Below are 26397 nucleotides of genomic sequence, written 5' to 3'. Positions count from 1 at the left end.
AATCATACAAGGCTCGGATCAACCACCAGCACCAGCTTCCCGGAAACCTGGTTCCCCGCCAGTTCCTCGAACGCCGCCTGGGCATCCGCCACCGGATAACTGCCCACCAACTGCGGCTTCAGGCGCCCTTCGGTGAACAGCGGCCACACCTGCTGGTGCAGATCGCTGAGCAGGTCGGCCTTGAACTGGTCATTGCGGTTGCGCAAGGTCGAGCCGGTCAGTTGGATACGCTTGCCCAGTACCTGGGCCAGGTCCAGATTCGCCTCGCGTCCACCCATCAGGCCGATGATCACCCAGCGCCCGTCGCGGCCCAGCACCTTCAGGTTCAGCTCGGTGTAGCTGGCGCCCACCGGATCGAGCAACACATCGAAGGGCGCGAAGTCGTTCAGTGCCTCGAGATCGACACCGCGCACCACACCGCCGATGGCGCCCAGGCTTTCGCAATAGGCCAGGCGATCGGCGGAGCCGACACTGACCCAGCACGGGCTGCCGAACGCCTTGCACAACTGGATCGCCGCCGAGCCCACACCGCTGGCACCGGCATGCAACAGCACCTTCTCGCCCGGGCGCAGGCCACCGAGCTGGAACAGGTTGAGCCAGGCCGTGGCATACACTTCGGGAATCGCGGCAGCCTCGTGCAGGCCCAGGCCTTCCGGCACCGGCAGCACATGGCGCGCATCGACCACCACTTCCTCGGCCATCCCGCCACCGGCCAGCAGCGCACAGACCCGGTCACCCACTTGCCAGGACGCCCCGGCCCCCACCTCGGTAATCACCCCGGAGCACTCCAGGCCAAGGTACTCGCTGGCCCCGGGCGGCGGCGGATAAAGCCCGGCACGCTGCAACAGGTCGGCACGGTTGAGGCCCGCGGCGGCAACCCGGATTCGCACTTGACCTACATCGCAGGTTGGACTTGTCGCCTCAACCCACTCCACATGGCCTTCAACGCCTTGCAATGCCTTCACAGTGCCTCCATAGTTGATGTCAGACGGGGCCTGGAGCTGCTAGCTCCAGGCTTTTTGCATTCTGCGCCCGGCTCTTTGGAGCCGGCGAATCAAAGACGGCCCACTATGCGTTATCAATTGCCCCTGCGTCGAATCGGCATGAAGCACTTCTTCTCCAGCACCGCCCTCGCCTTGCTGATCGGCCTTGGCAACCTGCCGCTGGCAGATCATGCCCTGGCTGCTGCCACCGCCCCGGCGGCCAACAGCTGGGACTCGCTTCAGCCCGACCGCGACCAGGCGATGGCGAGCGTCAACATCGTCGAGCTGCTCAAGCGTCGTCACTACAGCAAGCCGCCGCTGGACGACGCCCGCTCGGTGATCATCTACGACAGCTACCTCAAGCTGCTGGATCCGGCACGCAGCTACTTCCTCGCCAGCGATATCGCCGAATTCGACAAGTGGAAGACCCAGTTCGACGATTTCCTCAAGAGCGGCAACCTCGAACCCGGCTTCGATATCTACAAGCGCTACCTGGACCGGGTGAAGTCGCGTCTGGACTTCACCCTGGCCGAGCTGGACAAGGGCGTCGACAAGATCGACTTCACCACCCACGAAACCCTGCTGGTGGACCGCAAGGACGCCCCCTGGATCAAGACCGGTGCCGAACTGGACGACCTCTGGCGCAAACGCCTGAAGGACGAGGTCCTGCGCCTGAAGATCGCCGGCAAGGAACCCAAGGCCATCCAGGAACTGCTGGTCAAGCGCTACAAGAATCAGCTGGCGCGCCTGGGGCAGACCCGCTCGGAAGATATCTTCCAGGCCTACATCAATACCTTCGCCCAGTCCTACGACCCGCACACCAACTACCTGTCGCCGGATAACGCGGAAAACTTCGACATCAACATGAGCCTGTCGCTGGAAGGCATCGGCGCCGTCCTGCAGAGCGATAACGACCAGGTCAAGATTGTCCGCCTGGTACCCGCCGGCCCGGCCGCCAAGACCAAGCAGGTCGCGCCTGCCGACAAGATCGTCGGGGTTGCCCAGGGCGACGGCGAGATGGTCGACGTGATCGGCTGGCGCCTGGATGAAGTGGTCAAGAAGATCCGTGGCCCGAAAGGTTCGGTGGTGCGGCTCGAGGTGATTCCGGCGAGCAACGCGCCGAACGACCAGACCAGCAAGATCGTCACCATCACCCGCGAAGCGGTGAAGCTCGAAGAGCAGGCGGCGAAGAAATCCGTGCTGGAGCTCAAGCAGGACGGCCACACCTACAAGATCGGCATCATCGAACTGCCGGCCTTCTACCAGGACTTCAAGGCCATGCGTGCCGGCGACGCCGAGTACAAGAGCACCACGCGGGACGTGAAGAAACTGCTCGGCGAGCTGAAGAAAGACAACGTCGACGGTGTGGTGATCGACCTGCGCAACAACGGCGGCGGTTCGCTGCAGGAAGCCCAGGAGCTGACCAGCCTGTTCATCGACAGTGGTCCGACCGTGCTGATCCGCAGCGCCGATGGCCGCCTGGCCGTGCTCGAGGACCAGAACCCCACCGGCGCCTACTACCGTGGCCCGCTGGCGGTGCTGGTCAATCGCCTGTCGGCCTCGGCGTCGGAAATCTTTGCCGGCGCCATGCAGGACTACCACCGGGCCCTGATCATCGGTGGCCAGACCTTCGGCAAGGGCACCGTGCAGAACCTCGAACCGCTCAATCACGGCGAGCTCAAGGTCACCATGGCCAAGTTCTACCGGGTTTCCGGCCAGAGCACCCAGCATCAAGGCGTACTGCCCGACATCGATTACCCGTCGATCATCGACACCAAGGAAATCGGCGAAAGCGCACTGCCCGAGGCCATGCCCTGGGACACCATCCGCGCCGCGATCAAGCCGACCAGCGATCCGTTCAAGCCGTACCTGGCCCAGCTCAAGGCTCGCCATGACGCCCGCAGCGCCAAGGACGCCGAGTTCGTCTACATCCGTGACCGCCTGGCCCTGACCCAGAAGCTGATGAGCGAGAAGACCGTCAGCCTCAACGAGGAAGAACGCCGCGCCAAGCACACCGCTATCGAGAACCAGCAACTGGCCCTGGAAAACACCCGGCGCAAGGCCAAGGGCGAAGAACCGCTCAAGGAGCTGAAGAAGGAAGACGAGGATGCGATCCCCGCCGAGCCGGACGACAGCAAACCGGAAGACGACGCCTACCTCAGCGAAACCGGGCGTATCCTGCTGGACTACCTGAGCCTCAACGCCTCGGTGGCGAAACACTGAAGAAAGGCTGAATCGATAATGGCGAAATACCATGATCGAGTAGCATTGCGTCATTAAACAGTCATCAAACTGTCGTGAAATAAGGGACTGAGCGCTATCGGCGCCCAGTCCCTTTTTTTCAAGGTAGCAACGAGATGACCATGACCGAACAGCTCAGCGCATTGAGTTCCATCCTGACTCAAGGCGGCTTGCACAGCCTGTTCCAGCCCATCGTCTGCCTTTCCGAACGGCGCATCCTGGGTTACGAAGCCCTGAGCCGCGGCCCGTCCAACAGCCCCTTGCATTCACCGATCAACCTGTTCGCGGTGGCCCGTCATGCCGGGCGCCTGACCGAGCTGGAGATCGCCTGCCGGGAAAGTGCCTGTCGGCGTTTCAGCCAGCAGAAACTGGAAGGCAAGCTGTTTCTGAACGTCTCTCCCGAGTCGCTGCTCGAACCGCAGTACCAGTCCGGGCTGACCCTGAAGTTGCTGCAGAACCTTGGAATCCCGGCGAGCCGGGTGGTCATCGAACTTACCGAACAGACCCCGACCGACGATTTCCAACTGCTTTACAACGCCCTGCACCACTACCGCGACATGGGATTCTCCATTGCCCTGGATGACCTCGGCGCCGGCTATTCGAGCCTGCGCCTGTGGTCGGAACTGCGTCCGGACTACGTGAAGATCGATCGCCATTTCATCGACGGCATTCATCTGGATGCGGTAAAGCGCGAGTTCGTCGGGTCCATCCTGCAGATCGCCAAGGCATCGCGGGCCAAGGTGGTTGCCGAGGGCATCGAACTGCCCGAGGAACTGGCGGTGCTGACCGAGATGGGCGTGGACCTGGTCCAGGGTTACCTGGTCTGCCGGCCCCAGGAGCATCCGCCGAAGGACGTCACGCTGCTGCTTCCCGGTTCGATGCTGAACAGCCTGCCGGTGCTTGGCGACGAAGCCTCCGATCTCGGCGCACTCCTTATCGACCAACCGGCCGTCACCCGCGATACCGCGACGCCGTTGGTACTGGAAGCGTTCCGCCGACAGGCCAACCTCAACTCGCTGGCGGTGCTCGACGAGCAGCAGCGACCTTGTGGCATCGTCCACCGCTATTCGCTCTCCGATGCCCTGCTCAAGCCCTTCGCCACCGAACTCTTCGCGCGCAAGCCGGTCAGCCGGCTGATGAGCGAGGATTTCCTTGCGGTAGAGCTGGGCCAGTCGCTGCAAAGTGTCAGCCGCCTGCTCACCAGCCGCGCGCGGCAGCGTATCGAGGAAGACTTCATCATCACCGACCAGGGACGCTATGTCGGCCTGGGGCGGGTCATCGACGTGCTGAAACTGATCACCGAGCAGAAGATCCAGCAGGCCCGCTACGCCAACCCGCTGACCCTGCTGCCGGGCAACGTGCCGATCCAGCAATGCCTGGCGCGGTTGCTGCAACAGCGGCGCCAGGCGGCGATCTGCTATGTCGATATCGACAGTTTCAAACCGTTCAACGATATCTACGGCTACGCCCGCGGTGACGAAGTATTGCTATGCCTGGCGCAGTGCCTGAACGAACGGGTCGACCCGAGCCGGGACTTCGTCGGGCACATCGGTGGCGACGATTTCATGCTGGTCTTGAGTTCGCAGGATTGGCAGCAGCGCCTGGATGTATTGCTGGCGGATTTCGAACAGCAGTGCCGGCGGTTCTACCGCAGCGAGCACCTGGAGGCGGGATGTTTCATTGCCCACAACCGGCTCGGGCAGCGCCAGGAGTTTCCGTTGCTGTCGCTGTCGATCGGGGTGGTGCAGTTGCGTGCGGAAACCTGCGGCGAACTGGATGCGGACCAACTGGCGGACCTGGCGTCGCAGGCCAAGCATCATGCCAAGGAGGTTCAGGGGGCCAGTGTGTATCTCATAGATACTGCGGCGGCCTGAAAGGCCTCATCGCTGCGGTGCGGCGGTCCGACAAGCCAGCTCCCACAGTGACCGCGTGCAGCGCTGACCCTGTGGGAGCTGGCTTGCCAGCGATGAGGCCCGCGAAGACTCAAGCTTCTTCGGGATAGGAATACTCGAACACCCGCACCACCTCCGACGCATGCCACGACGCCGCCGCCATGCCGTCCGAAGGTCCGGAAAACCGCCCCAGCCGCTCCACGCATTCGAAGAACCCGGTGCGTGGCAGGCGGCTCGCCCCCTGGCTGATCACCAGCGAACTGCGCAACGGCTGTTCGGCGCGGGCATCCAGCACCGCCAGGTATTCCAGCGCTGCAGTGAGGGTCTGCATCGCCGGGCTCGGCAGTTGCAGACGCTCCAGCAGCGCGCGGTAGGTCAGCAGATGGCGTTGACGGCGGGCCACATCCAGCTCGCCGAGCAAGCCCTCCCAGTGTTGCCGGCTGATCCGTACGGCGCTCATGACGGATCGCTCCAGCCGGATAATCCCAGCTCCCAGGCCAGGCTGCGGCGAATCGCCGAATCCGGCACGCGCTCGCCGCTTTCGATCATCGCCAGGTAGGCCGGGCTGATACCGACCTTGCGCGCCAGTTGCTCGGCAGGAATGCCCTTGGCCTCACGCAGTACGGCCAGCCTGCTCAGGGAGGGCACGCTGGCCGGGGAAGAAGCTGCTTCAGTGGTGGTTTGTGCTTCGGCGGACACCGCCTCCGGTTGCCCTGCCGCCTTGAGTAACGCCTGATATTGATCCCAGGGAACAACCGCGTACTCGGGTTGACCATCTCGGCTGATAACCTGAATAGCCATTACAACCCCCTTGTCGGACTTCTCGCATGTAATCTGTAGGCATAATCGTTATGCCAATAATATTACCAGCCATCCGGGGAATTGCAGCACGCTGCGGTAATCAGCTGTGGTTTTGCTCCAGACGCAGCGCTTCGGGCGTGTCCGGCAGGCGCTCGACCACCCGCAGTTTTTCCGGCGACTGGCGCTGGCGCCAGGCGCGGAAGGCGTCCAGTTCGTCGCTCACGGTCTTCAGCACCCAGCCGAGCACGGCGATGTCGTCGAGCATGCCCACGCCCAGCAACCAGTCCGGGATCGCGTCCAGCGGGCTGACGAAATACAGCAGGCCGGCGACGATGGTCACCAGTGCCTTCGGACTGATCGCCCGGTACTCACCCCGCCACCAGGCCACGCACAGGGCCTGCAGCAGGCGCACATCCTCCTTCAGTTGCCCCAGCCGCGGGCCTTTGCGCGCCACGGCGAACAACAGCGCCGGCAGGCGTCCGCGGCTGAGCAGACGCTCGGCGAGGGGCAGGAAGCGGGTGAAATTCCACGGTGCTTTCATGGGACCTCCATCAGCGGTGGCAGGAAGGTTATCCACATTAATTGTGGATAACCTTGTGAACAGAGCCTCGTTTCCGGTCCGGGGCTCCCGGCAGACAAGGGCCGGGGTCGGATCGGGCGTTTTTTACACACTTGTGTCACTGCGCAATCGTTTTGCGGAACTTTTTGTGAACCCTGTCACAGCGGCCCCGACCACTCTACTCCGGCCCTCCGGCAAAAACGACAACGCCCCGTAGCCGTGAGGCTACGGGGCGTTGGACAACAGCGACAGCCAGATTACTTGGCTGGAGCAGCGTCGGCAGCCGGCGCTTCAGGAGCGGCATCGGCTTCAGGGGCTTCCAGCTTGGAAGCGTCCTTGATGCCCAGCAGTTCCAGATCGAAGACCAGCACCGAGTTGGCCGGGATCATCGGGCTAGGGCTCTGCGCGCCGTAGGCCAGTTCAGCCGGGATGAACAGCTTGACCTTCTCGCCCACGTGCATCAGTTGCAGACCTTCGACCCAGCCCGGGATCACGCCGCTGACCGGCAGGTCGATCGGCGCACCGCGCTCGACGGAGCTGTCGAAGACCTTGCCGTCGATCAGCTTGCCTTCGTAATGGACGGTGACCACGTCGGTAGGCTTGGGCTGGGCGCCGTCGGCTTTCTTCACGACTTCGTATTGCAGGCCGGAAGCGGTGGTGACCACACCCGGCTTCTTGCCGTTTTCCTCAAGGAATTTCTTGCCTGCGGCAGCGGACTCTTCGCCCTGCTTGGCCAGGCGCTCTTCGGCACGCTTCTGCAGCGCGGCGAAGGCTTCGATCAGCTCGTCGTCCTTCAGGCGTTGCTCTTTCTTGCCGATGGCATCTTCGATGCCTTGGGCAACGGCCTTGGAATCGAGGTCGTCCATGCCTTCCTGGGCCAGGCTCTTGCCCATGTTCAGGCCGATACCGTAGGAGGCTTTCTGTGCCGGGGTTTTCAGCTCGACGCTGGTCTGCGAATCGCAACCCGCCAGGACCAGGCTAACCAGGGCAACCGCAGCCGCCAACCGATGCTGTTTCATGCTATTTCCTTGTTCATGCGCCAAAGGGGCAATCGGGGTAAAGCCGCGAGAATATCAGGCGGCCACGACCAATGGCTACCGGCAATAGGAACGAGAAAAGCCCCGGAAGTTCAGGACCATGAACAGTTCTTCATGCAACCGCGCGGCACCAGGCCAGCAGGCGCGTCGCAGCCGGCCTCACGGGTAGTCGCCGTCCCGGTATTGTGTTGCAACTTCACGCAACACTTCACATAGCCATTGCGCCGGCAGCGTGGCGGGCAAGGCCGCGTTGCTGCAAATCCCCACGGAACCACCGGGTTCGCTGACGCCCAGGTCGAGCTCGTGCAGCTCGCCGCGGTCCAGATCGACCCGCACTGCATCCCGGGGTGCGACCCAGACCGCATCGCTGCCCTGCACATAACGCCGGCTCAGGGCCGGGGACAGGGTTTCCAGACGCTGGCGCGGCTGCTCGATGGCGCATTGCACGAACAGGCTGTCGGCATGCTTGCGGATCGTGGTGCCGGCCAGCGGCAGTACCAGCGGGTAGTCGGCAAGGCGCGCGCGCTCCAGCGGGTCGCTGGCCAGCAATGGATGGCCCGGCCGCACCACCAGCGACATCGACTCGCTGTACAGGTGCTCGAACAGCAGGCCCTGGATCTGCGGGCTGTCGGTCATGCGGCCGATCACCAGGTCCAGTTCGCCCACGTGCAACTGCGCCAGCAGATGGGCACTGGGGCCGGTGGCGACGCTGACTACCAGGGCCGCATGGCGCTGGTGCAGGCGGCGGATGACCTCCGGCATGAGCAGGCTTTCGACAGTGGACAACACGCCGACCCTGACCTGCGGCGGCGCGTGCTCTTCGCCGCGCAGGCTGCTGACGCCTTCGCGCAGGGCCTGCACGCAAGGCCCTGCATAGCGCATGAAACGCACGCCGGCCGGGGTCAGCTCGACGCCCTGGCGGCCGCGTTCGAACAGGCGGGTCTGGAGCAAGTCTTCGAGTTCCTTGAGGGTCTTGGAAATCGCCGGCTGGGTGATGGCCACGGCATCTGCGGCCTTGGCGAAACTGCCCTGGCGGGCGATTTCGAGAAAGCACAGGAGGTGGCGGAATTTGATGCGGGTGTCGAGGTTCATGAGGTGGGAGTGTATCTGTGTCCTGACATTTTTGTGCCGGGTTTGAGGGCCCTATCGCTGGCAAGCCAGCTCCCACAGGTTCACCAGTGTTCCCGAGAGCACCGCTGTACCTGTGAGGCAACCCGGTTACATGTCAGCCCGCGATTTCCACCCGCCCCTCATTCACCCGTACCGGCCACACCCGCAAAGCCTGTTGTTCATCCTCCAGGCAGCGCCCATCGCGCAAGCAGAAATGCTGCTTGTACAACGGCGAAGCCACCACCAGCTCGCCCTTCAGGCTGCCGATCAGCCCCCGTCCGATCACATTGGCCCCGGAAACCGGATCGTGGTTGTCCAGTGCATGCAGCTCGGTCTCGGCTCCCGGCACATAGAACAGCGCGACCTGCGCGCCCTGGTGCCAGACCACTACCCCGGAACGTGCAACCAGGTCGGTTTCGGCACAGACCGGCGTCCATTCGACCGGCGAGTTAACAACAGCATTCGTCTGGCTCATCAGAGCACCTCCTCGGTGACGGGAATCAGGTGCAGCTCGGCAGCGGCAATCGGCCGGCGCTGCCCGCGTTCGCGGACGAAGTGCACGTCCGGGTCGGCCCGCTGGTCGTTGACGAAGGTACGGAAACGCTTGAGCTTTTCCGGGTCCTTGAGGGCGTTTGCCCATTCGCACTCATAACGATCGACCACGTGCTGCATCTGCGCTTCCAGTTCGGCCGCCAGGCCCAGGCTGTCGTCGAGGATCACCTGCTTGAGGTAGTCCAGCCCGCCCTCCAGGTTCTCGCGCCAGACCGACGTGCGCTGCAGCTTGTCGGCGGTGCGGATGTAGAACATCAGCAAGCGATCGATCAGCCGCACCAGCGTGGCGTCATCCAGGTCGGTGGCGAACAGTTCGGCATGACGCGGGCGCATGCCGCCATTACCGCAGACATACAGGTTCCAGCCCTTTTCGGTAGCGATCACGCCGATGTCCTTGCTCTGCGCCTCGGCGCATTCGCGGGTGCAGCCGGACACGGCGAACTTGAGTTTGTGCGGCGAACGCAGGCCCTTGTAGCGGTCTTCCAGGTGCAGGGCCATCTTCACGCTGTCCTGCACGCCATAGCGGCACCAGGTGCTGCCCACGCAGGACTTCACCGTGCGCGTCGACTTGCCATAGGCATGCCCGGTCTCGAAGCCGGCGGCGATCAGTTCTTCCCAGATCAGCGGCAGTTCGTGCAGTTGTGCGCCGAACAGGTCGATACGCTGGCCGCCGGTGATCTTGGTGTAGAGATCGTATTTCTTCGCCACCTCGCCGATCACAATCAGCTTGTCCGGGGTGATCTCGCCGCCAGGTATGCGCGGCACCACCGAGTAGGTGCCGTTCTTCTGCATGTTGGCCATGAAGGTGTCGTTGGTGTCCTGCAGCGGCACCAGCGCCGGGTCCATGATCGGCTGGTTCCAGCACGAAGCGAGGATCGAGCCGACCGTGGGTTTGCAGATGTCGCAGCCGAGGTGGCCCTTGCCATGGCGGGCGAGCAGTTCGTCGAAATCGCGGATGCCTTCCACCCGCACCAGTGCATAAAGCTCCTGGCGGGTATAGGCGAAGTGTTCGCAAAGGCTCTTGTCCACGGCCACGCCGCGCGCCGTCAGTTCATGCTCGAAGACCTGCTTGAGCAAGGCCGCGCAGCCGCCGCAACCGCTGGCCGCCTTGGTGCAGCCCTTGACCGCCGCGAGGTCGCCGCAGCCGCTGTCGATGGCGGCGCAGATCGCCCCCTTGCTGACGTTGTGGCAGGAGCAGATGGTCGCACTGTCCGGCAGGGCATCGGCGCCCAGGGCGGGGGCACCGGAGGATTGCGGGAGGATCAGCGCCGAAGGATCGGCGGGTACGGCGATGCCGTTCTGGGCGTATTGCAGCAGGGTGTCGTAGTAGCTGTTGTCACCCACCAGCACTGCGCCGATCACCCGCTTGCCGCTGGCATCCAGCACCAGCCGGCGATAGCTGCTGCCGCCTTCGTCGATGAAGCGGTAGCTGCGCGAGCCCGGGGTGGCGCCGTGGGCATCGCCGATGGAGCCGACATCGACGCCAAGCAGCTTGAGCTTGGTCGACATATCGGCGCCAGCGAAGGCAACCGACGGTTGCCCGGCCAGGGCCGCCGCCAGGTTGCGCGCCATGCTGTAGCCCGGGGCGACCAGGCCGAATACGCTGCCATTCCACGACGCGCATTCGCCGATGGCGTAGATCTGCGGATCGCTGCTGCGGCACTCGCCATCGATCACCACGCCGCCACGGGGGGCTACGTCCAGACCGCAGGCGCGGGCCAGGGCGTCCTGGGGGCGGATACCGGCGGAGAACACGATCAGGTCGGTTTCGAGGAACTCGCCGCCGTCGAAGTTCATCCGGTAGCGGTACTCCTCGCCTGCAACGATGGCCTGGGTGGCGCGGGACAGGTGCACACCGACCCCAAGTGCCTCGATCCGCGCACGCAGCGCCGCTCCGCCTTCAGCGTCCAGTTGCACCGGCATCAGGCGCGGGGCGAATTCCACCACATGGGCTTCCAGGCCGAGGGACTTGAGGGCGTTGGCCGCTTCCAGGCCAAGCAGGCCACCACCGACCACCACCCCGCGCCGGGCGCTGGCGGCGGCGGCACGGATGTTGTCGAGGTCGTCGAGGGTGCGATAGACCAGGCGCGCCGCGCCTTCGGAACCCTCGATCGGCGGGACGAAGGGATAGGACCCGGTAGCGAGGATCAGACGGTCGTAGGCATAACGGCCGGCGCTGGTCACCACTTCGCGGCGCTCGCGGTCCACTTCCAGCACGGCCTCGTGCAGATGCAGGGCCACACCGTGTTCGGCGTACAGGCCGGCATCGCCCAGGGCCAGGGCTTCGGCGTCGCTGCCGCCGAAGTATTCGGACAGGTGCACGCGGTCATAGGCGCGCTGGCGCTCCTCGCCGAATACCCGCACCTCGAAACGCCCCAGGGCGCCGCGTTCGATCAATTGCTCGACGCAGTGATGGCCAACCATGCCGTTGCCGACGATAACCAGCTTTTCTCGTTGTTGGATGGACGCGAAAGCGTTCATGCGCGGTTCCTCACGGTGCGGGGCGTGCCCCGGAAAAAACACAAAAAAAGGCGCCTGGTCTTGATCGTTGTGGTCCGGTGCGGTGATCGACGTTGACCACCCGGGACGTTGTGGAAAGGTAAAAGCAGGGACTGTGCCAAGTGCTGGCAGGGCCTGGTTTTGGGGAGTTTCAGGATTTGACAGGGGATTTTCTGAACCATGCTGGTGCGGGAGTCACTGTTTTGGAGCATGTTTCTTTAGTGACTTTGATGGCCTCATCGCTGGCAAGCCAGCTCCCACAGTGTGGGAGCTGGCTTGCCAGCGATGAGGCCGGAAAGATCAATACACATCCCGCAGATACCGCTTGTCCCTACCCATCTGCGCCACATACGCGGCAGCTTCATCGATACTCATCCCGCCATGCTCCGCTACCACCGCCTTCAACGCCGCATCCACATCCCTGGCCATCCGCGAAGCATCGCCGCACACGTAGAAGAACGCCCCCTCCTGCAACCAGCGCCACAACTCCGCACCCTGCTCCTGCATGCGCTGCTGCACGTAGATCTTCCGTTCCTGGTCACGGGAGAACGCCGTGTCCAGCCGGGTCAGCAAGCCAGTCTCGCACCAGGCCAGCAGTTCATCCCGGTAGTAGAAATCGCACGCCTGGTGCTGCTCGCCAAAGAATAGCCAGTTGCGCCCGCGCGCCTGCCGCGCCTCGCGTTCCTGGAGAAATGCACGAAACGGCGCGACGCCGGTGCCCGGCCCGACCATGATCACCGGCAGCTCGTCGTTATCCGGCAAACGGAAGCTGGCCGTCGGTTGCGGGAAAATGTCGACGTGCAGGCCCTGTGCGCGGTCGGCGAGGAAACTCGAACACACGCCCTTGCGCTGCCCGTAGCGTACGGTGGACATCGTCAGGTGTACCTGCGTCGGATGCCGCCTCGGGCTGGAACTGATCGAGTACAGGCGCGGCTGCAAGGGCCTGAGCAGCGCCAGCCACTCGTCCAGGGAAAGTGCCAGGGGAAACTCGGCAAGCAGGTCCACCAGTTGCCGCCCCCATAGCCAGTCATCGAGCGCAGCCTTGTCCGTGGGCAGGCCGGTGACCTTCTGCAGGATCCGCGGGGTGATGCGGGTGATATCCAGTCGTTCGGCCAGCGCGGTGGCCAGCGGCATCCGGCCTTTGCAATCGACTTCGGCGTCACCATCGAGGCCGGTGCAGCGCAGGAATTCATCCACCAGTTCCGGGCAGTTGCGCGGCCACACACCGAGGGCATCGCCGGCCTGGTAGCTCAGCCCACTGTCGCCCAGGTCGAAGACGATCTGCCGGGTTTCCTTGCTGGCACCCGGCCCGCTGAGCAGGCGGTTGTCCAGCAGGCGAGCAGGCACGGGGTTGTACTTGCCGACCACCGGTGTCTCGCTCTCGGCAACCGCCAGCGGTACTTGCCCATGCGCCAGCGTAGCCGTCAGCGCCGCCAACCATTCGGCGAAAGGCTCGTCGAACTCCGGCTCGCAGTCCACCCGCTCCAGCATGCGCTGGCCGCCCAGTTCGGCCAGGCGCTGGTCCAGCTTGCGCCCGAAGCCACAGAACCGGTCGTAGCTGGAGTCACCCAGCGCCAGCACCGCGTAAGGCCGCCTGGTCCAATCCCCGGCTTCGCCTTGCAGCGCCTGCCAGAACGCCACGCCGCTGTCCGGCGCCTCGCCATCGCCGAAGGTGCTGGCGATCAACAGCAGGCTGGCGGCCGCACCGACCTGCTCCGGCCGCGCGGCATCCATGCATTCCAGGTGCACCGCCAGGCCGACCGCCCGCAAATGCCTGGCGCAACGCTCGGCGAGGGTCTGGCTGTTGCCGGTCTGCGAGGCCCAAAGCACCAAATGGCGCTGGCGGTCGTCAGGGGGCTCGGTGACGGCGGGTTGCAGTTCCAGAGCGTCTATCCGCTCGCCAGCGACCCGGGTCAGGGCTACGGCGCAGTGCTTGAAGGCCGGCTGCAGGGAAAGCGGATCGACCGCATCGCAAGTCAGTGCATTGATTGCCAGTTGCTCACCATACAGATCGTTCCAGTGAAACGGCGCAAAGCAGTTGCCCGGCATCACCCGGGTAGTGATCCGCGCCGGCAGCACCGCCAGGCCACGACGGGAGCGAATCTGTACCTGGTCCTTGTCGACGATTCCGAGGTCGACTGCGTCGGCCGGGTGGATTTCAACGAAGGGTCCCGGATCCAGCCTGTTGAGACTGGCAACCTTGCCGGTCTTGGTAAGGGTGTGCCACTGGTGCTGCACACGTCCGGTATTGAGCACCAGCGGATAGGATTCATCCGGCAATTCGGCAGGCGGCAACCAGGGACGAGCGAAGAAACGTGCCTTGCCCGACGCGGTGGGGAAGCTGATTGCCGGGCGCTCACCCGCTGCGTTTTCCCGCAGGGCCTGGCTCAGGCCGTCATTCAGGTAGCGCAGCGTGCTGCGGGAGCTGGCGCGCCCCGGCTCGAACGGCCACTGTTGCGGCCCTGCGCGCAGTTTCGGGTAGTCCAGACCGCGCAGGTCGTAGCCAGTAGCCGGGTTCCAAGCCTGGCGGATTTCGTCGAAGACCTGCTCGGCGCTGGTGTAGCTGAAACCTTCCTCATAGCCCATGGCACAGGCTACCCGGGCAATGATCTGCCAGTCCGCCAGGCTGTCGCCCGGCGCATCGACCGCCTTGGCGGCAAGGGTCAGGTTGCGCTCGGAATTGATCATCAGCCCTTCGGATTCGGCCCACAGGGCGGCCGGCAGGAGGATGTCGGCATAGCGGTTGGTTTCCGTGTCGAGGAAGGCGTCCTGGCTGATGACCAGCTCCGCCGCACATAGCCCGTCGATCACCGTCTGGCGGTTGGCGACGCTGGCCACCGGGTTGCTGCAGATGATCCAGCAGGCCTTGACCTGCCCCGCTGCCATCTGCCGGAACAGATCGACGGTGCCCTCGCCCGCCTCGGCACGCAGGCTGCCGGCGGGAATGCGCCAAAGCGCCTCGATGAACCGGCGATCGGCTTCGACCAGCGCCGAACGCTGCCCCGGCAGGCCCGGGCCCATGTAGCCCATTTCCCGTCCGCCCATGGCGTTCGGCTGACCGGTGAGGGAGAAGGGGCCGCTCCCCGGGCGACAGATGGCGCCAGTGGCCAGGTGCAGGTTGCACACGGCGTTGCTGTGCCAGGTGCCGTGGATGCTCTGGTTCAGGCCCATGGTCCAGCAGCTCATCCAGTCTTTCGCGCCGCCGATCAAGGCTGCCGCCTGGCGGATATCGGCCTCGGTCAGGCCAGTGATCTGCGCAACACGGGCGGGTGTGTAGTCGGCGAGAAAGGCCGGCATCTCTTCCCAGCCTTCGGTGTAGCGCTCGATGAACGCATTGTCGGTATGGCCGTTTTCCAGCAGCAGGTGCAGCAGGCCGTTGAGCAACGCCAGGTCGGTGCCTGGACGAACCTGGAGGAACAGGTCGGCCTTGTCGGCGGTGGCACTGCGCCGCGGATCGACCACGATCAGGCGTGCACCCGCCTTGAGCCGGTCGAGCAGGCGCAGGAAGAGAATCGGGTGACAATCGGCCATGTTGGCGCCGATCACCAGAAAGACCTCGGCCCGGTCGAAATCCTCGTAGCTGCCCGGCGGTCCGTCGGCGCCCAGGGACAGCTTGTAGCCACTCCCGGCACTGGCCATGCACAGGCGCGAATTGGATTCGATATGGCGGCTGCGGATGTAGCCCTTGACCAGCTTGTTGGCGAGGTACTGGGCTTCCAAGGACATCTGCCCCGAGACGTACAGCGCGACGGCGTCGGGGCCGTGGGTATCGATGATGGCGCGCAGGCGCCGGGCGGTCTGCCCAATGGCCTGGTCGATACCAAGACGCACCGGATCGCGCTGGCGCTGGTCGCGCAGCCAGGCCCATTGCATGCGTCCGGACTCGCGCAGCGGTTGGTGGCAGGTCAGGCCCTTGGTGCACAACCGGCCGAGATTGCTCGGGTGCTGCTTGTCTCCGCTGACCCGGGTGACCTGGTTATCGGTCACGTTCATGACGATGCCGCATCCGACACCGCAATATGGACAGACACTGCGCACCGTCGTGCTGGTCATGATCCCGCCTCCCCTGCCTTTTCCGCGCAAAAACAAAAAAGCGCCCTGCCGCCCGACCTGAATGAACAGGGGAGCAGCACGGCGCCTTTGTCGTGAATGGGGCAATCGACGTTGATTGCCTGATAGGCAGGGTTAAGCAAGGGGCGCGCCAGATTGTTCGCAAGCCGGCACTCAGAGCAACGCGGACGACTGTGGGAGCTGGCTTGCCAGCGATGAGGCCGGCTCGGGCAACGATGTTTTCAGGTCTGGCCCTATCGCTGGCAAGCCAGCTCCCACAGGGTCCGTGGCGAACATAAGCTTCATGACTAGCCCCAAGGGCCCGCGTAAATCTGCACCGTCCTGGTGAACCTCGCACCAAAGCGCGACAGACATGGTCGTAGCCTCTAACGCCTGGTTACAATTCGCCTCCTGCCCGTCCCCGGAGTGCTTCATGGAAGAGATCGAACAGCGCTGGCTCTATGCCCTGTCGGCGCCAATGGCCGCGCTCAACGGCGCGAGCTACACCTCGCCGTACTATTACGACGAAGAAAGCAAGATCAACCTGGGCGAGTCGTGGAACGTCGACTCCCGCCAACAGTTGCTCGATATCGTCATGCGCATGGCCGACAACGGCCACGCTACCGACCTCAATACCGCCTACTGGCGCTATCAGCGGGCACTGCCCGGCGAGTGGCAGACGCTGCTGGAGCAGTTGAGCCTGCGCGAGCGCATCCTCCACGATTACGCCGCGCGCACCTTCCTCGATTGCGGCTTCGGCGGCACCCGATCCTGGGACCTGGGCCGCATGGGCTTCCTGCTGCGCTGCGGGCTGCGCAACGAATGGATCAGCTTCGATGAAAGCCTCTGGCTGCAAGGGCGCCTGGCCGCCCGGGCACGGCATTACTACGGCAGCTGGTCGTCCTACGTCTCGGGTTATGTGATCGGCCGCGGCCTGTGGGCCTGCTCCGACCTGCCCGACGAGCAATTCAGCCGACAACTGGAGCGCCAGGGTTCCGAGCACTGGAACCAGCACATCGTTGCCAGCCTGAGCAACGACCCCGACTCGCCGCTGGTCGACCTGCCCTGGCACCTGGAGCTGAACCTGCCGGAGCAACCCGCCTCCCTCGACTTGGGTAACTGGTCATGAGCTGCTGGATCCGCCTTGGCATCGAACCGACCAAGGATCAGAACACCATTCGCGGCGCCTACCGCGCACGCCTGCCGGAACATCACCCGGAGACCGATCCGGAGGGTTTCCAGGCCCTGCGCGAAGCCTATGAAAGCGCCCTGCGCCACGCCCGCGAGGAGCTACAAACGCCTCGCGAAGAGCCCGCAGCCGCAGCCACGCCGGGCATCCTCGACGAATTCCGCGCCTTGCTCGAAGACAGCACCCGGCGCTACGACCCGCCGGCCTGGCAGGCCTTCGTCCGCCAACTGGATCAATTGCCGCTGGAAACCCTCGAGGACGTCAGCTGGTCGCTGCTGCAAGGCGTGCGCAGCTGCGGAATGATTTCCCGCGAGTGCGTGCGCATCCTCGCCAAGCGCCTGGCCTGGTCGCAGCAGTTGCTGCGTCTGGACTTCGAGGCCGCACGGGAGATCGAAGGCTTCCTTGATCATCTGGAGCAACCCGACCCCTTCCCCACCGGCCTGATGGGCCAGTGGTCAGCGATCGCCCAGCAGGAAACCCTGTGGTACCTCAACTCCCTGGAGTACCTGTTCCACCAGCGTCCGCTGTTCGAATACGCCAGCTTCGCCAACCTGCATACCTGTCTGCCGTTGCCGGCGGATGATGCGCTGATCCAGCGCCTGATGGTGCAGTTCGCCACTGCTGAAGTGCCCAGCCCGAGCCTGTATGAGCGCTGCGCCGGGCAGCAGGCTGCCGATCCGGAGAATATCGACCTGCTGTTCCTCCTGGCGCAGCACGCGACCATTCTGGAACGGATTCCCGAGGCGCTCAGTAGTTGGGCAATGCTGCATTGGCAGTTCCACCATCCACAGGCTCCCCGCCGGCTGATCGAGCTGTGCCATGGGCAGCAACCGCAGTTCGTGCCACTGTTGATCCAGGCCTTCGATCGCCAGCAGGACGTCGATGCCTGGCCGCAAGGCCTGGAGGAACAGGGCCAGCTGTTCGGCAGCTTCGCCCAGTCGCCGGAGACGCTGTCGCGCTGGTACATCGCCAGGCGCACGGAACCGGACGGTTTAGCCGCCGCGTTCGTCAATTGGCGCCTCGACGACGAGTGCGAAACAAACCTGCTGGCCTTGCTGCTCGACGACCACCCGCAACCCGCACTGCAACGCCTTTACCGTTATGCCTGGGGCCTGTCCCGAGGTAACGAGCGGCTGCTGCGGGAAATCAGCGAAGCCCCCGTCAGCACCGACCTGTACGAGGAACTGGTGCTCAGGGAGTTCCGCCGCCAGGCCGCACAACGCCTGCGCTGGCTGGCCGAGGCGCCGGTGCCCCTGGCCTTGGGCGGCTATCTCGCCAGCGAGGAACGCTATCCGGACTTTCCGCGCCCGCTCGGCAAGGAATTCGGCCCCCTCGCCTGCCGCAACTGGCTGCGACACATGCGCGCCTTCGACCAGCGCGCGCTGTACCGGGTCTTCGAGCAGTTCGCCCCGCGGCAGATGTATCCCCGCCCTTTCGCCCTGGACCACCAGGCACGGCTGGCCAAGCGTGGCCTGGAACTGCCGCCGGAAGACGACATGGCGCCAGCCTGGACCTGGCATGCACAGGGCCTGTTCATCCTCGCCCTGCTGGAAAAACCCGAACGCTGGCTGGGCCTGATCAGCCCGTCGATGCTGCGCAACCTCGACTACCCGGCCGGGCATCCGTTTGCCGCAACCCGCGATCTGCTCGGGCAATGGCTGGCGTCAGGGACGCCGGTCGAAGCGCTGCTGAGCCAGCTCGACCACGCCAACCCGGTCCAGGCACTGCTCGCCGATGAACTCTGCACGCTCGACAGCGTGATGGCCGGCGAACACCTGCCGCGCCCGGCGCTGCTGATCAAGACCTTCGCCAATGACCGTGAAGCCTTCGCCGGCGACCGCTACAGCATGACCCTGTTCCTCGGCGCCCTGTTCCTCGACCCGGAGCTCAGCGATGAGGATCGCGGCTACCTGCTCGAACAGATGAAGAGCGTGGCCGACGACGACCCGTGGTGCGAGAAATTCCGCCAGTACCTGCCCAAGCGCAAGATCCAGCGGCCAGCGCGCAAGGTCCTGGAGCGCCAGGGCATCGACGGCGATGCCTTCTACCTGGCCCTGGATGCCCTGGAAAAAATGGCCGCCGTGGACAGTGCCTGGCCGGCGTCCCGCGCCTTGGCGACCTTGCAGATGAGCAAGGATGACCCGGCCAACGGCAACGGCCTGCGCCTGGCGCTGACGGCGGTGCTGGCGCTGGCCGAGCGCCTGATGGCGCTCAAGACCCCGGTTACCGCTGTCGCGCCCTGGCAGTTCTGGCGTATCGACCGGCGCCTGGGCCGGCGCAGCTATGGCCTGATGATGGGGCTCTGCGCCGGACTGCTGGCGAGCATTGCTTTGATGCCCAGCGAGCTGCATGTGCTTGCCGCGCTGTTCTTCATCGGCGCCGGGCTGGGCACCTGGGTACGCCGCCTGCGGGACCGCGAACAGCCACTGTGGCTGTGGATTGCCATGGTGATCTTCCCGGTGCTGATCCCGCTGTACATGCTGGCGTTGCTGGTGCTGCCCAGCGATGTCCTGCCCAACCGCTTCGGGCGGCCGGGCGACGGACAGGCAGCGCCGACCGGTGGTCTGCAAGCGCTGCTGCGCCAGTTGAAACCTAAGCGCCGAGCTCGTCCAGCAAGCGTGTTAGAGCCTGGCGACGGCTGGTGATCTCTTCGCCGCGCTGGCTGGCGAGTACTGCATTGAACTCGTCCAGCCAGGCGCCGATACGCTCGCGCTCCTCGCCCAGGCTGTGCATCCAGGCCCGCTCAAGACGGGCCGTGAGGGCGCGGTTGGGCAAGGTGTCGCGGGGGTGGATCTTCAATGCGGCGAGGCGCGCGCGGCTGTTGGCCCGGGCCTGCTCGTCGAGCCCGGTGGGGCTGCGGTCGATACTGTGGCTGTGGCGCTCGCCGGTTTCCAGCAACGTCACGTCCACTTCCAGCAAGCCATTGATGTCATAGCTGAAGCGCACGTCGAGGTCCTGCTGGCGCCCGACCTGAGGCAACTGCACCTCGAAGGCATCGATGAAGATGTTGTCGCGCACCCACGGACGCTCACCCTGGTACACCTCGATGCGGATCACCTTCTGCTCGGGGTGGGTGCTGTAGAAGCGCTGTACCTTCGAGGTGGGAATCACCGTATTGCGCTCGATGATCGGCGAGAAGGCGCCGCGCACATCATCGCCACGGGTGGTCGAGATGCCCAGGGTATAGGGGCATACGTCGGTCAGGATCAGCTCCTCGATGGCCGCGTCCCGCGCCTTGCAGGCTGCCTGGCTGGCAGCGCCGAGGGCGACGATGGTATCCGGGTCGAGGTGCCGGTACGGCAGGCGCCCGAATAACGTGGCAACCATCTGCTGCACCGCCGGCATGCGCGTGGCACCACCGACCAGCACCAGGCTGTCGAGGTCCCGCGGGCTCAGGCGGGCATCACGCAAGGCCTGCTCGATCGGTGCGCGCAGGCGCGCCAGCAGTGGTTCCCAGATCGACTGGGCACGGCTTTCGTCCAGTCGCCATTCGCGCAGCTCGCCCGCGCCTTTCCAGCTCAGTGACTGCGGGCCTTGGGCCAGACGGCACTTGAGCTGTTCAAGGGCATCGCACAGGGTGGCCAGGGCCTGGGGCTCGATCTTCGCGATATCGAGCTGCCAGTCCTTCAGGCAGGCCTGCAGCAAGGCGGCAGTGAAATCTTCGCCACCGAGGAAGTTGTCGCCGGTGGAGGCATGCACCTCGATCAGCGGCAGGGAATACTCCAGCACGGTGACGTCAAAGGTGCCGCCGCCCAGGTCGAAGATCAGCGTGCGTTCGAACTTCTGCTCGTGCAGGCCGTAGGCCATGGCCGCGGCGGTCGGTTCGTTGATCAGGCGCTGCACCTTGAGGCCCGCCAGCTCGGCGGCGAAAACCGTGCGTTTGCGCTGTTCATCGCTGAAATAGGCCGGGACCGAGATGACAGCCTCGTTGACCGGGACACCGAGGAAGGCTTCGGCATCCTGTTTCAGCGCGCCCAGCACCAGGGCCGAGAGCTCTTCCGGGCTGAACGACTGGCCGCCCAGCTCGAAGCGCTTGTCGCTGCCCATGAAACGCTTGAACGCTGCGGCGCTGCGCTCGGGGTGGGTAGTCAGGCGCGAACGGGCGGCGCGGCCGACCAGGATGCTGCCGTCTTCGTCGACACTGACCGCCGACGGGGTCAGCACCTCGCCGAGGGCGTTGGGAATGAGTTGGGCACGACCTTCCTGCCAGACGGCGATCAGGCTGTTGGTGGTACCGAGGTCAATGCCCAGCAACGGGGCGGAGGAAATACTGGCGTCCTGCATGGTCGATCTCTTGCTCAGAAAAGGTGCTGGCAAGTGACACCAGCGCGCTGGTTTGATTCTGGACGAACGACGGAAACAAAAAAAGCGACCCTAAGGTCGCTTTCTTTGTAACTTCCGGGTGTTCAGTGGGCCCTGGAAGTTGAATATGGCGCAGCGGACGGGACTCGAACCCGCGACCCCCGGCGTGACAGGCCGGTATTCTAACCGACTGAACTACCGCTGCGCGTAACACTGAGAAGTGGTGGGTGATGACGGGATCGAACCGCCGACCCTCTGCTTGTAAGGCAGATGCTCTCCCGGCTGAGCTAATCACCCATCGTCTCGGTGTGGCGCGCATTCTACGGAGCACCCCAAGGTCTGTAAAGCACTTTTTGAAAAAAAATTTTCAGGCGTTCCAACGACTTAGCGGACTTGGCCTGGAAGCGTCCGCCGGAGAATAATGCCCCCCTTATATAGAGAGGAGAGATCCGCCCCATGTGGTTCAAAAACCTGCTGAGCTACCGCCTGACCCAGGACATTCCGTTCGATGCCGAAGCACTGGAAACCGCACTGGCCAGCAAGCCCGCCCGCCCGTGCGCCAGCCAGGAGTTGACCACCTATGGCTTCGTCGCTCCGTTCGGCAAAGGCGAGGACGCTCCCCTGGTGCATGTCAGCGGTGACTTCCTGCTGATCGCCGCGCGCAAGGAAGAGCGCATCCTGCCAGGCAGCGTCGTGCGCGACGCGGTCAAGGAGAAGGTCGAGGAGATCGAGGCCGAGCAGATGCGCAAGGTCTACAAAAAGGAACGCGACCAGATCAAGGACGAGATCGTCCAGGCCTTCCTGCCCCGGGCCTTCATTCGCCGGGCAATGATCTTCGCCGCCATCGCGCCGAAGCTCGGCCTGATCCTGGTCAACTCGGCCAGCGCCAAGCGTGCCGAAGACCTGCTCTCGACCCTGCGTGAAGTGATGGGTTCGCTGCCGGTGCGTCCGGTGACCGTGAAGATTGCACCAAGCGCGACCATGACCGACTGGGTGAAGAACCAGCAGGCTGCCCCGGACTTCCACGTGCTGGACGAATGCGAACTGCGCGACACCCACGAAGACGGTGGCATCGTGCGCTGCAAGCGCCAGGACCTGACCAGCGAAGAAATCCAGATGCACCTGGGCACCGGCAAGCAGGTCACCCAACTGGCCCTGGCCTGGCAGGACAAGCTGTCGTTCGTGCTCGACGACAAGACGGTGATCAAGCGCCTGAAGTTCGAGGAACTGCTGCAGGACCAGGCCGAGGAAGACGGCGGCGAGGAAGCGCTGGGCCAGCTGGATGCCAGCTTCACCCTGATGATGCTGACCTTCACCGAATTCCTCCCGGCGCTGTTCGAGGCGCTGGGTGGGGAAGAGATTCCGCAGGGGATCTGACGGCCTTGCGCCACTCCCGAGGACACTGAATAAACCTGTGGGAGCTGGCTTGCCAGCGATTGCGATAGTGAATTCACTGCCGCTATCGCTGGCAAGCCAGCTCCCACAGGATTAGATGTGATCCTTGGATATTTGCTCCAGGCACCAGAACGGTGCACCATAGCGCGCACAGCGAGGACGGCCTCGCGACGCAACGCGTGAACGCCCGGGGACGGCCCCATCACACTGATGGAGTATCGAACATGTCCTGGATCATCCTGTTTTGCGCCGGCCTTTTCGAAGTCGGCTGGGCCGTCGGCCTGAAATACACCGACGGCTTTACCCGCCCCCTCCCCACCGTCCTGACCATCGCCGCCATGGCCATCAGCCTGGGCCTGCTCGGCCTGGCCATGAAGGAACTGCCGCTGGGCACCGCCTATGCCATCTGGACCGGCGTCGGTGCCGTCGGCACGGTGATCGCCGGGGTCATCCTGTTCGGCGAATCCATGGCCCTGGTGCGCCTGGCCAGCGTGGCGCTGATCATCGCCGGCCTGATCGGCCTCAAGGTCAGCGCCAGCTAGCGAACCTCCCCCCGCAGCGCCCCGACCCGTTCACGCAACAGCGCCGGCTGCGCTTCCTCACTGGGAATCGCATCGCCGGCCACCAGGGTCACCCGCGACCAGAAACGGCGGAAAAAGCCCTTGGCCGGATCGCGACTGAAGAAACTGCCCCACAAGCCCCGCAACGCCAGTGGAATCACGGGCACCGGGGTGCGCTCGAGAATCAGCCGTACCCCGCCCTTGAATTCGTCGATCTCGCCATCCCCGGTCAGCTTGCCTTCCGGGAAGATGCAGACCAGCTCGCCTTCCTCCAGATACGCGGCAATCCGCTCGAAGGCCTGGTCGAAGGTGGCGCGGTCCTCGTTGCGCCCGGCAATCGGGATGGCCCCGGCGGTGCGGAAGATGAAGTTGAGCACCGGCAGGTTGTAGATCTTGTAGTACATGACGAAACGCATCGGCCGTCGCACGGCCCCGGCGATCAGCAGCGCATCGACGAAGGACACGTGGTTGCACACCAGCAGCGCCGCGCCCTCGTCGGGGATGCGCTCCAGGTCGCGGTGCTTGACCCGGTACATGGAATGGCTCAACAGCCAGATCATGAAGCGCATGCTGAATTCGGGGACGATCTTGAAGATGTAGGCGTTCACCGCGATGTTCAGCAACGACACCACCAGGAACAGCTGGGGAATCTCCAGCCCGGCGACGCCCAGCAAGAGCATGGTGAAGATGGCCGAAACCACCATGAACAGCGCATTGAGGATGTTGTTCGCAGCGATCACCCGGGCGCGCTGGTCCTCGGCGGTGCGCGCCTGGATCAGGGCATACAGCGGCACGATATAGAAGCCGCCGAATACCCCGAGACCGACGATCGACAGCAGGATCCACCAGGCGTTGCTCATCTCCAGCAGCGCCAGCCAGTCATACGGCGCGGCGGCTGCCGGGATATCCCCGGAGTGCCACCACCAGAGCAGGCCGAACAGGGTCAGGCCGAAGGAGCCGAACGGCACCAGGCCGATCTCCACCTTGCGTCCGCTCAAGCGTTCGCAGAGCAGCGAGCCGAGGGCGATGCCCACCGAGAACAGGGTCAGGATCAGGGTGACCACGGTTTCATCGCCATGCATCCACAGCTTGGCGTACTCCGGGATCTGGGTCAGGTAGATCGCCCCGACGAACCAGAACCACGAGTTGCCGACGATCGAGCGCGATACCGCCGGGGTCTGGCCCAGGCCCAGGCGCAGGGTCGCGGCAGTTTGCGAGAAGATGTTCCATTGCAGCTTGAGCTGCGGCGACGCGGCGGCGGCGCGTGGAATGAAGCGGCTGGCGAGATAGCCGAGCGCGGCGGTAAGAACGATGCCGCAGGCCACCACCGGGGCATATTCCGAGGTGGACATCATCACCCCGGCGGCAATGGTGCCGGCGAGGATCGCCAGGAAGGTGCCCATTTCCACCAGGCCGTTGCCGCCGACCAGCTCTTCTTCGCGCAGGGCCTGGGGCAGGATCGAATACTTGACCGGGCCGAACAGCGCCGAGTGGGTACCCATGGCGAACAGCGCCAGGAGCAGCAGCCACAGCTGGTTGAAGATAAAGCCCACGGCGCCGATGGCCATGATCACCACCTCGGCCAGCTTGATGGTGCGGATCAGCGCGTCCTTGGCAAACTTTTCGCCGAACTGTCCGGCCAGGGCCGAGAACAGGAAGAACGGCAGGATGAACAGCAAGGCGCAGAGGTTGACCAGCATCGAGCCATCGCCGCCCAGGCTCAACTTGTAGAGGATCGCCAGGATCAGCGACTGCTTGTACAGGTTGTCGTTGAAGGCACCCAGCGACTGGGTAATGAAGAAAGGCAAGAAGCGGCGCTTCTTCAGCAAGGCGAACTGCGAGGTGTGGCTCATCGTCCATGTACCTGTTCGGGGCGTTGGTTATTTGAGGCGCCGAAATCGGGAAAAGCCACACTTTGCCGGATAAGCCTTCCCTGCGGCCAGCCCCGGGGGCCTCATCGCTGGCAAGCCAGCTCCCACAGGGATCGCATGCACCGCGAACCTTGTGGGAGCTGGCTTGCCAGCGATGGGGCCCTCAAGCCTGTTTGATGCAGGGAGAAAAAAACAGCTCCCCCCGCCAGGCCCCGCACAAGGTTCGCCAACCCACCAGAGCCCACAACCCCACCAGCGCCACCACCAGCAGCGCGCCCATGCCCTTGAAGAACCCCAATTCCAGCCACGCCCCGAGCCTCAGGGTCGCCAGCGCATACACCCCCAGCGGAAAGGTAAAGCCCCACCAGCCCAAATTGAACGGCATGCCCTGATGCACATGCTTGAGGGTGATCAGCACGGCCGTGAGCAACCACCAGAACCCGCACCCCCACAGCACCATCCCGGCGATCAGCCCCAGCCCGCGCGCGGTTTCGCCGAAGCCGGCCAGCCCGTTGGCGGCGAAGATCGCTGGTGCGTCGCCACCGAGCAGCAACATGCCCAGTGCTCCGGTGCCGATCGGCCCCAGCGCCAGCCAGCTCGACGCGGCCATATGCGCCGGCGGCAGCTTATGCAGGACCATGCGCAGGATCAGGATGGTCAGGATGCTGAACGCTACCGGCAACGACACCGCCCACAACACATAGCTGGTGACCAGCACCTGCAACTGCCGAGTACTGTCCGCAAAATGCGGAGCGAGCAAGCCGCCGCTGGCCGCCGCCACCTCCGCGGCCACTACCGGCAGCAGCCAGACGGCGGTCATCTGGTCGATGCTGTGCTCCTGGCGGGTGAACATCAGGAAAGGTATTGCCACACCACAGAGCAGAGCCATGCCCACGTCCACCCACCACAGCGCCTCTACCCACGGCAGGATGCCCTGGCCAAACCGCGCCAGGCCGAATACCAGCGCGCCGTTGAGCACGGTCGCCAACCCCATGGGTATGGTGCCGAAGAACATCGAGACCGTGGAATGACTGAAGATGCGTCGCGCCTCATGGAAGAACATCAGCCAGCGCGCGCTGTATAGAACGCTGAACAGGGCGAACAAGCCCAGCGCCAGCCACCACAGCGCCTCGGCTACCGGGTGCAGCCGAGAGAACGCCTGGGGCAAGGCCAGCGCCAGCACGCCGGTGCCCATGACCACGGCGAACCAGTTGGGGGTGAATTGACGAATCACTTCCCGGGGATGGGTCAGTTGATTGAAAGGGCGCAAGGGATGTGCGGTGGTCTGGCAAGGCATGATGTCGGGTCTCCTGTCCTCTGAAGAGGTGAAAACACCCTACAACCAAAAGATATATC

At 64.4% G+C, this 26397-nt stretch carries 18 protein-coding genes and 2 tRNA genes; 6 read left to right on the top strand and 14 right to left on the bottom strand.

Features of this window, described 5'->3' with window-relative positions; translation table 11 throughout:
- Positions 1–2 precede the first annotated feature (2 nt).
- Positions 3–965 carry a zinc-binding dehydrogenase gene (locus tag N7650_RS09615; RefSeq protein ID WP_279897985.1) on the bottom strand — a complete coding sequence of 321 codons (963 nt, stop codon included), beginning with the start codon at positions 963–965 and terminating at the stop codon, positions 3–5.
- A 105-nt stretch (positions 966–1070) separates the two neighbouring features.
- On the opposite strand from N7650_RS09615, the gene N7650_RS09610 reads away from it, so the two are divergent.
- Both N7650_RS09610 and N7650_RS09605 read left to right on the top strand, forming a co-directional pair.
- Positions 1071–3206, top strand: coding sequence for a carboxy terminal-processing peptidase (locus N7650_RS09610; RefSeq protein WP_064304983.1), 2136 nt, complete (start codon positions 1071–1073; stop codon positions 3204–3206).
- A 134-nt stretch (positions 3207–3340) separates the two neighbouring features.
- The gene (locus N7650_RS09605; protein ID WP_009407457.1) at positions 3341–5098 is read left to right on the top strand and encodes a bifunctional diguanylate cyclase/phosphodiesterase; all 1758 of its coding nucleotides are present in this window, start codon (positions 3341–3343) and stop codon (positions 5096–5098) included.
- Between the two features lie 109 nt (positions 5099–5207).
- Here the strand turns inward: N7650_RS09605 and N7650_RS09600 are convergent, their stop codons facing one another.
- The 8 genes from N7650_RS09600 to N7650_RS09565 form a co-directional block, all read right to left on the bottom strand.
- Positions 5208–5576: a hypothetical protein gene (locus N7650_RS09600; RefSeq protein ID WP_009407455.1), complete on the bottom strand. Its 369-nt coding sequence runs from the start codon at positions 5574–5576 to the stop codon at positions 5208–5210.
- The gene (locus tag N7650_RS09595; RefSeq protein ID WP_037062307.1) at positions 5573–5917 is read right to left on the bottom strand and encodes a helix-turn-helix transcriptional regulator; all 345 of its coding nucleotides are present in this window, start codon (positions 5915–5917) and stop codon (positions 5573–5575) included. The genes N7650_RS09600 and N7650_RS09595 overlap by 4 nt, the downstream gene beginning before the upstream one ends.
- Positions 5918–6017: 100 nt before the next feature.
- Positions 6018–6458, bottom strand: a complete 441-nt coding sequence (locus N7650_RS09590; RefSeq protein WP_064304986.1) for a DUF1232 domain-containing protein — start codon at positions 6456–6458, stop codon at positions 6018–6020.
- Between the two features lie 275 nt (positions 6459–6733).
- Complete coding sequence (locus N7650_RS09585) at positions 6734–7495, bottom strand: FKBP-type peptidyl-prolyl cis-trans isomerase (RefSeq protein WP_009407449.1); 762 nt, start codon at positions 7493–7495, stop codon at positions 6734–6736.
- Between the two features lie 177 nt (positions 7496–7672).
- Positions 7673–8605, bottom strand: a complete 933-nt coding sequence (gene pcaQ, locus N7650_RS09580; protein ID WP_279897983.1) for a pca operon transcription factor PcaQ — start codon at positions 8603–8605, stop codon at positions 7673–7675.
- 133 nt (positions 8606–8738) lie between these two features.
- Complete coding sequence (gene nirD, locus N7650_RS09575; RefSeq protein ID WP_009407445.1) at positions 8739–9098, bottom strand: nitrite reductase small subunit NirD; 360 nt, start codon at positions 9096–9098, stop codon at positions 8739–8741.
- Complete coding sequence (nirB, locus tag N7650_RS09570; RefSeq protein ID WP_279897981.1) at positions 9098–11656, bottom strand: nitrite reductase large subunit NirB; 2559 nt, start codon at positions 11654–11656, stop codon at positions 9098–9100. Before nirB ends, nirD begins: the two co-directional genes overlap by 1 nt.
- A 318-nt stretch (positions 11657–11974) precedes the next feature.
- Positions 11975–15727: a bifunctional nitrate reductase/sulfite reductase flavoprotein subunit alpha gene (locus N7650_RS09565; protein ID WP_279897980.1), complete on the bottom strand. Its 3753-nt coding sequence runs from the start codon at positions 15725–15727 to the stop codon at positions 11975–11977.
- Between the two features lie 430 nt (positions 15728–16157).
- Between N7650_RS09565 and N7650_RS09560 the strand changes: the two genes are divergently transcribed.
- Together N7650_RS09560 and N7650_RS09555 are read left to right on the top strand one after the other, a co-directional pair.
- Positions 16158–16853 (top strand): DUF1266 domain-containing protein, encoded by a 696-nt coding sequence (locus tag N7650_RS09560; protein WP_009407438.1) that lies wholly within the window; start codon positions 16158–16160, stop codon positions 16851–16853.
- On the top strand, positions 16850–19558 hold the full coding sequence (locus N7650_RS09555; RefSeq protein WP_279897978.1) for a DUF805 domain-containing protein: 2709 nt from the start codon (positions 16850–16852) through the stop codon (positions 19556–19558). Before N7650_RS09560 ends, N7650_RS09555 begins: the two co-directional genes overlap by 4 nt.
- Here the strand turns inward: N7650_RS09555 and N7650_RS09550 are convergent.
- The 3 genes from N7650_RS09550 to N7650_RS09540 form a co-directional block, all read right to left on the bottom strand.
- Complete coding sequence (locus N7650_RS09550; protein WP_279897977.1) at positions 19506–21197, bottom strand: molecular chaperone HscC; 1692 nt, start codon at positions 21195–21197, stop codon at positions 19506–19508. The two genes, N7650_RS09555 and N7650_RS09550, sit on opposite strands and share 53 nt — an antisense overlap.
- A 146-nt stretch (positions 21198–21343) precedes the next feature.
- Positions 21344–21420, bottom strand: a tRNA-Asp gene (locus N7650_RS09545).
- Between the two features lie 16 nt (positions 21421–21436).
- Positions 21437–21512 (bottom strand) — tRNA-Val (locus N7650_RS09540).
- Positions 21513–21671: 159 nt separating this feature from the next.
- On the opposite strand from N7650_RS09540, the gene rdgC reads away from it, so the two are divergent.
- Both rdgC and sugE read left to right on the top strand, forming a co-directional pair.
- On the top strand, positions 21672–22592 hold the full coding sequence (gene rdgC / locus N7650_RS09535; protein ID WP_009407434.1) for a recombination-associated protein RdgC: 921 nt from the start codon (positions 21672–21674) through the stop codon (positions 22590–22592).
- A 242-nt stretch (positions 22593–22834) separates the two neighbouring features.
- Positions 22835–23152, top strand: coding sequence for a quaternary ammonium compound efflux SMR transporter SugE (gene sugE, locus N7650_RS09530; protein ID WP_009407432.1), 318 nt, complete (start codon positions 22835–22837; stop codon positions 23150–23152).
- Here sugE and N7650_RS09525 read toward each other — a convergent pair.
- Positions 23149–25023 carry an MFS transporter gene (locus N7650_RS09525; RefSeq protein ID WP_279897976.1) on the bottom strand — a complete coding sequence of 625 codons (1875 nt, stop codon included), beginning with the start codon at positions 25021–25023 and terminating at the stop codon, positions 23149–23151. The genes sugE and N7650_RS09525 overlap by 4 nt on opposite strands.
- Positions 25024–25204: 181 nt before the next feature.
- A complete protein-coding gene (locus N7650_RS09520; protein ID WP_279897975.1) occupies positions 25205–26338 on the bottom strand; it encodes a TDT family transporter in 1134 nt (377 codons plus the stop codon).
- Positions 26339–26397: the final 59 nt, after the last annotated feature.

The sequence above is a fragment of the Pseudomonas sp. GD04058 genome (assembly GCF_029836855.1).
Lineage (GTDB): Bacteria > Pseudomonadota > Gammaproteobacteria > Pseudomonadales > Pseudomonadaceae > Aquipseudomonas > Aquipseudomonas bharatica.
This window is presented reverse-complemented; position numbering and strand designations above follow the sequence as displayed.

Excerpts from the sequence above, each read along its gene's own strand:
- N7650_RS09550 (WP_279897977.1), bottom strand. The coding sequence starts at position 21,197 with ATGCAGGACGCCAGTATTTCCTCCGCCCCGTTGCTGGGCATTGACCTC.
- N7650_RS09560 (WP_009407438.1), top strand. The coding sequence starts at position 16,158 with ATGGAAGAGATCGAACAGCGCTGGCTCTATGCCCTGTCGGCGCCAATG.
- N7650_RS09610 (WP_064304983.1), top strand. The coding sequence starts at position 1,071 with ATGCGTTATCAATTGCCCCTGCGTCGAATCGGCATGAAGCACTTCTTC.
- N7650_RS09555 (WP_279897978.1), top strand. The coding sequence starts at position 16,850 with ATGAGCTGCTGGATCCGCCTTGGCATCGAACCGACCAAGGATCAGAAC.
- N7650_RS09525 (WP_279897976.1), bottom strand. The coding sequence starts at position 25,023 with ATGAGCCACACCTCGCAGTTCGCCTTGCTGAAGAAGCGCCGCTTCTTG.
- N7650_RS09565 (WP_279897980.1), bottom strand. The coding sequence starts at position 15,727 with ATGACCAGCACGACGGTGCGCAGTGTCTGTCCATATTGCGGTGTCGGA.
- rdgC (WP_009407434.1), top strand. The coding sequence starts at position 21,672 with ATGTGGTTCAAAAACCTGCTGAGCTACCGCCTGACCCAGGACATTCCG.
- N7650_RS09605 (WP_009407457.1), top strand. The coding sequence starts at position 3,341 with ATGACCATGACCGAACAGCTCAGCGCATTGAGTTCCATCCTGACTCAA.
- N7650_RS09600 (WP_009407455.1), bottom strand. The coding sequence starts at position 5,576 with ATGAGCGCCGTACGGATCAGCCGGCAACACTGGGAGGGCTTGCTCGGC.
- N7650_RS09590 (WP_064304986.1), bottom strand. The coding sequence starts at position 6,458 with ATGAAAGCACCGTGGAATTTCACCCGCTTCCTGCCCCTCGCCGAGCGT.
- N7650_RS09585 (WP_009407449.1), bottom strand. The coding sequence starts at position 7,495 with ATGAAACAGCATCGGTTGGCGGCTGCGGTTGCCCTGGTTAGCCTGGTC.
- sugE (WP_009407432.1), top strand. The coding sequence starts at position 22,835 with ATGTCCTGGATCATCCTGTTTTGCGCCGGCCTTTTCGAAGTCGGCTGG.
- N7650_RS09595 (WP_037062307.1), bottom strand. The coding sequence starts at position 5,917 with ATGGCTATTCAGGTTATCAGCCGAGATGGTCAACCCGAGTACGCGGTT.
- nirD (WP_009407445.1), bottom strand. The coding sequence starts at position 9,098 with ATGAGCCAGACGAATGCTGTTGTTAACTCGCCGGTCGAATGGACGCCG.
- pcaQ (WP_279897983.1), bottom strand. The coding sequence starts at position 8,605 with ATGAACCTCGACACCCGCATCAAATTCCGCCACCTCCTGTGCTTTCTC.
- N7650_RS09520 (WP_279897975.1), bottom strand. The coding sequence starts at position 26,338 with ATGCCTTGCCAGACCACCGCACATCCCTTGCGCCCTTTCAATCAACTG.
- nirB (WP_279897981.1), bottom strand. The coding sequence starts at position 11,656 with ATGAACGCTTTCGCGTCCATCCAACAACGAGAAAAGCTGGTTATCGTC.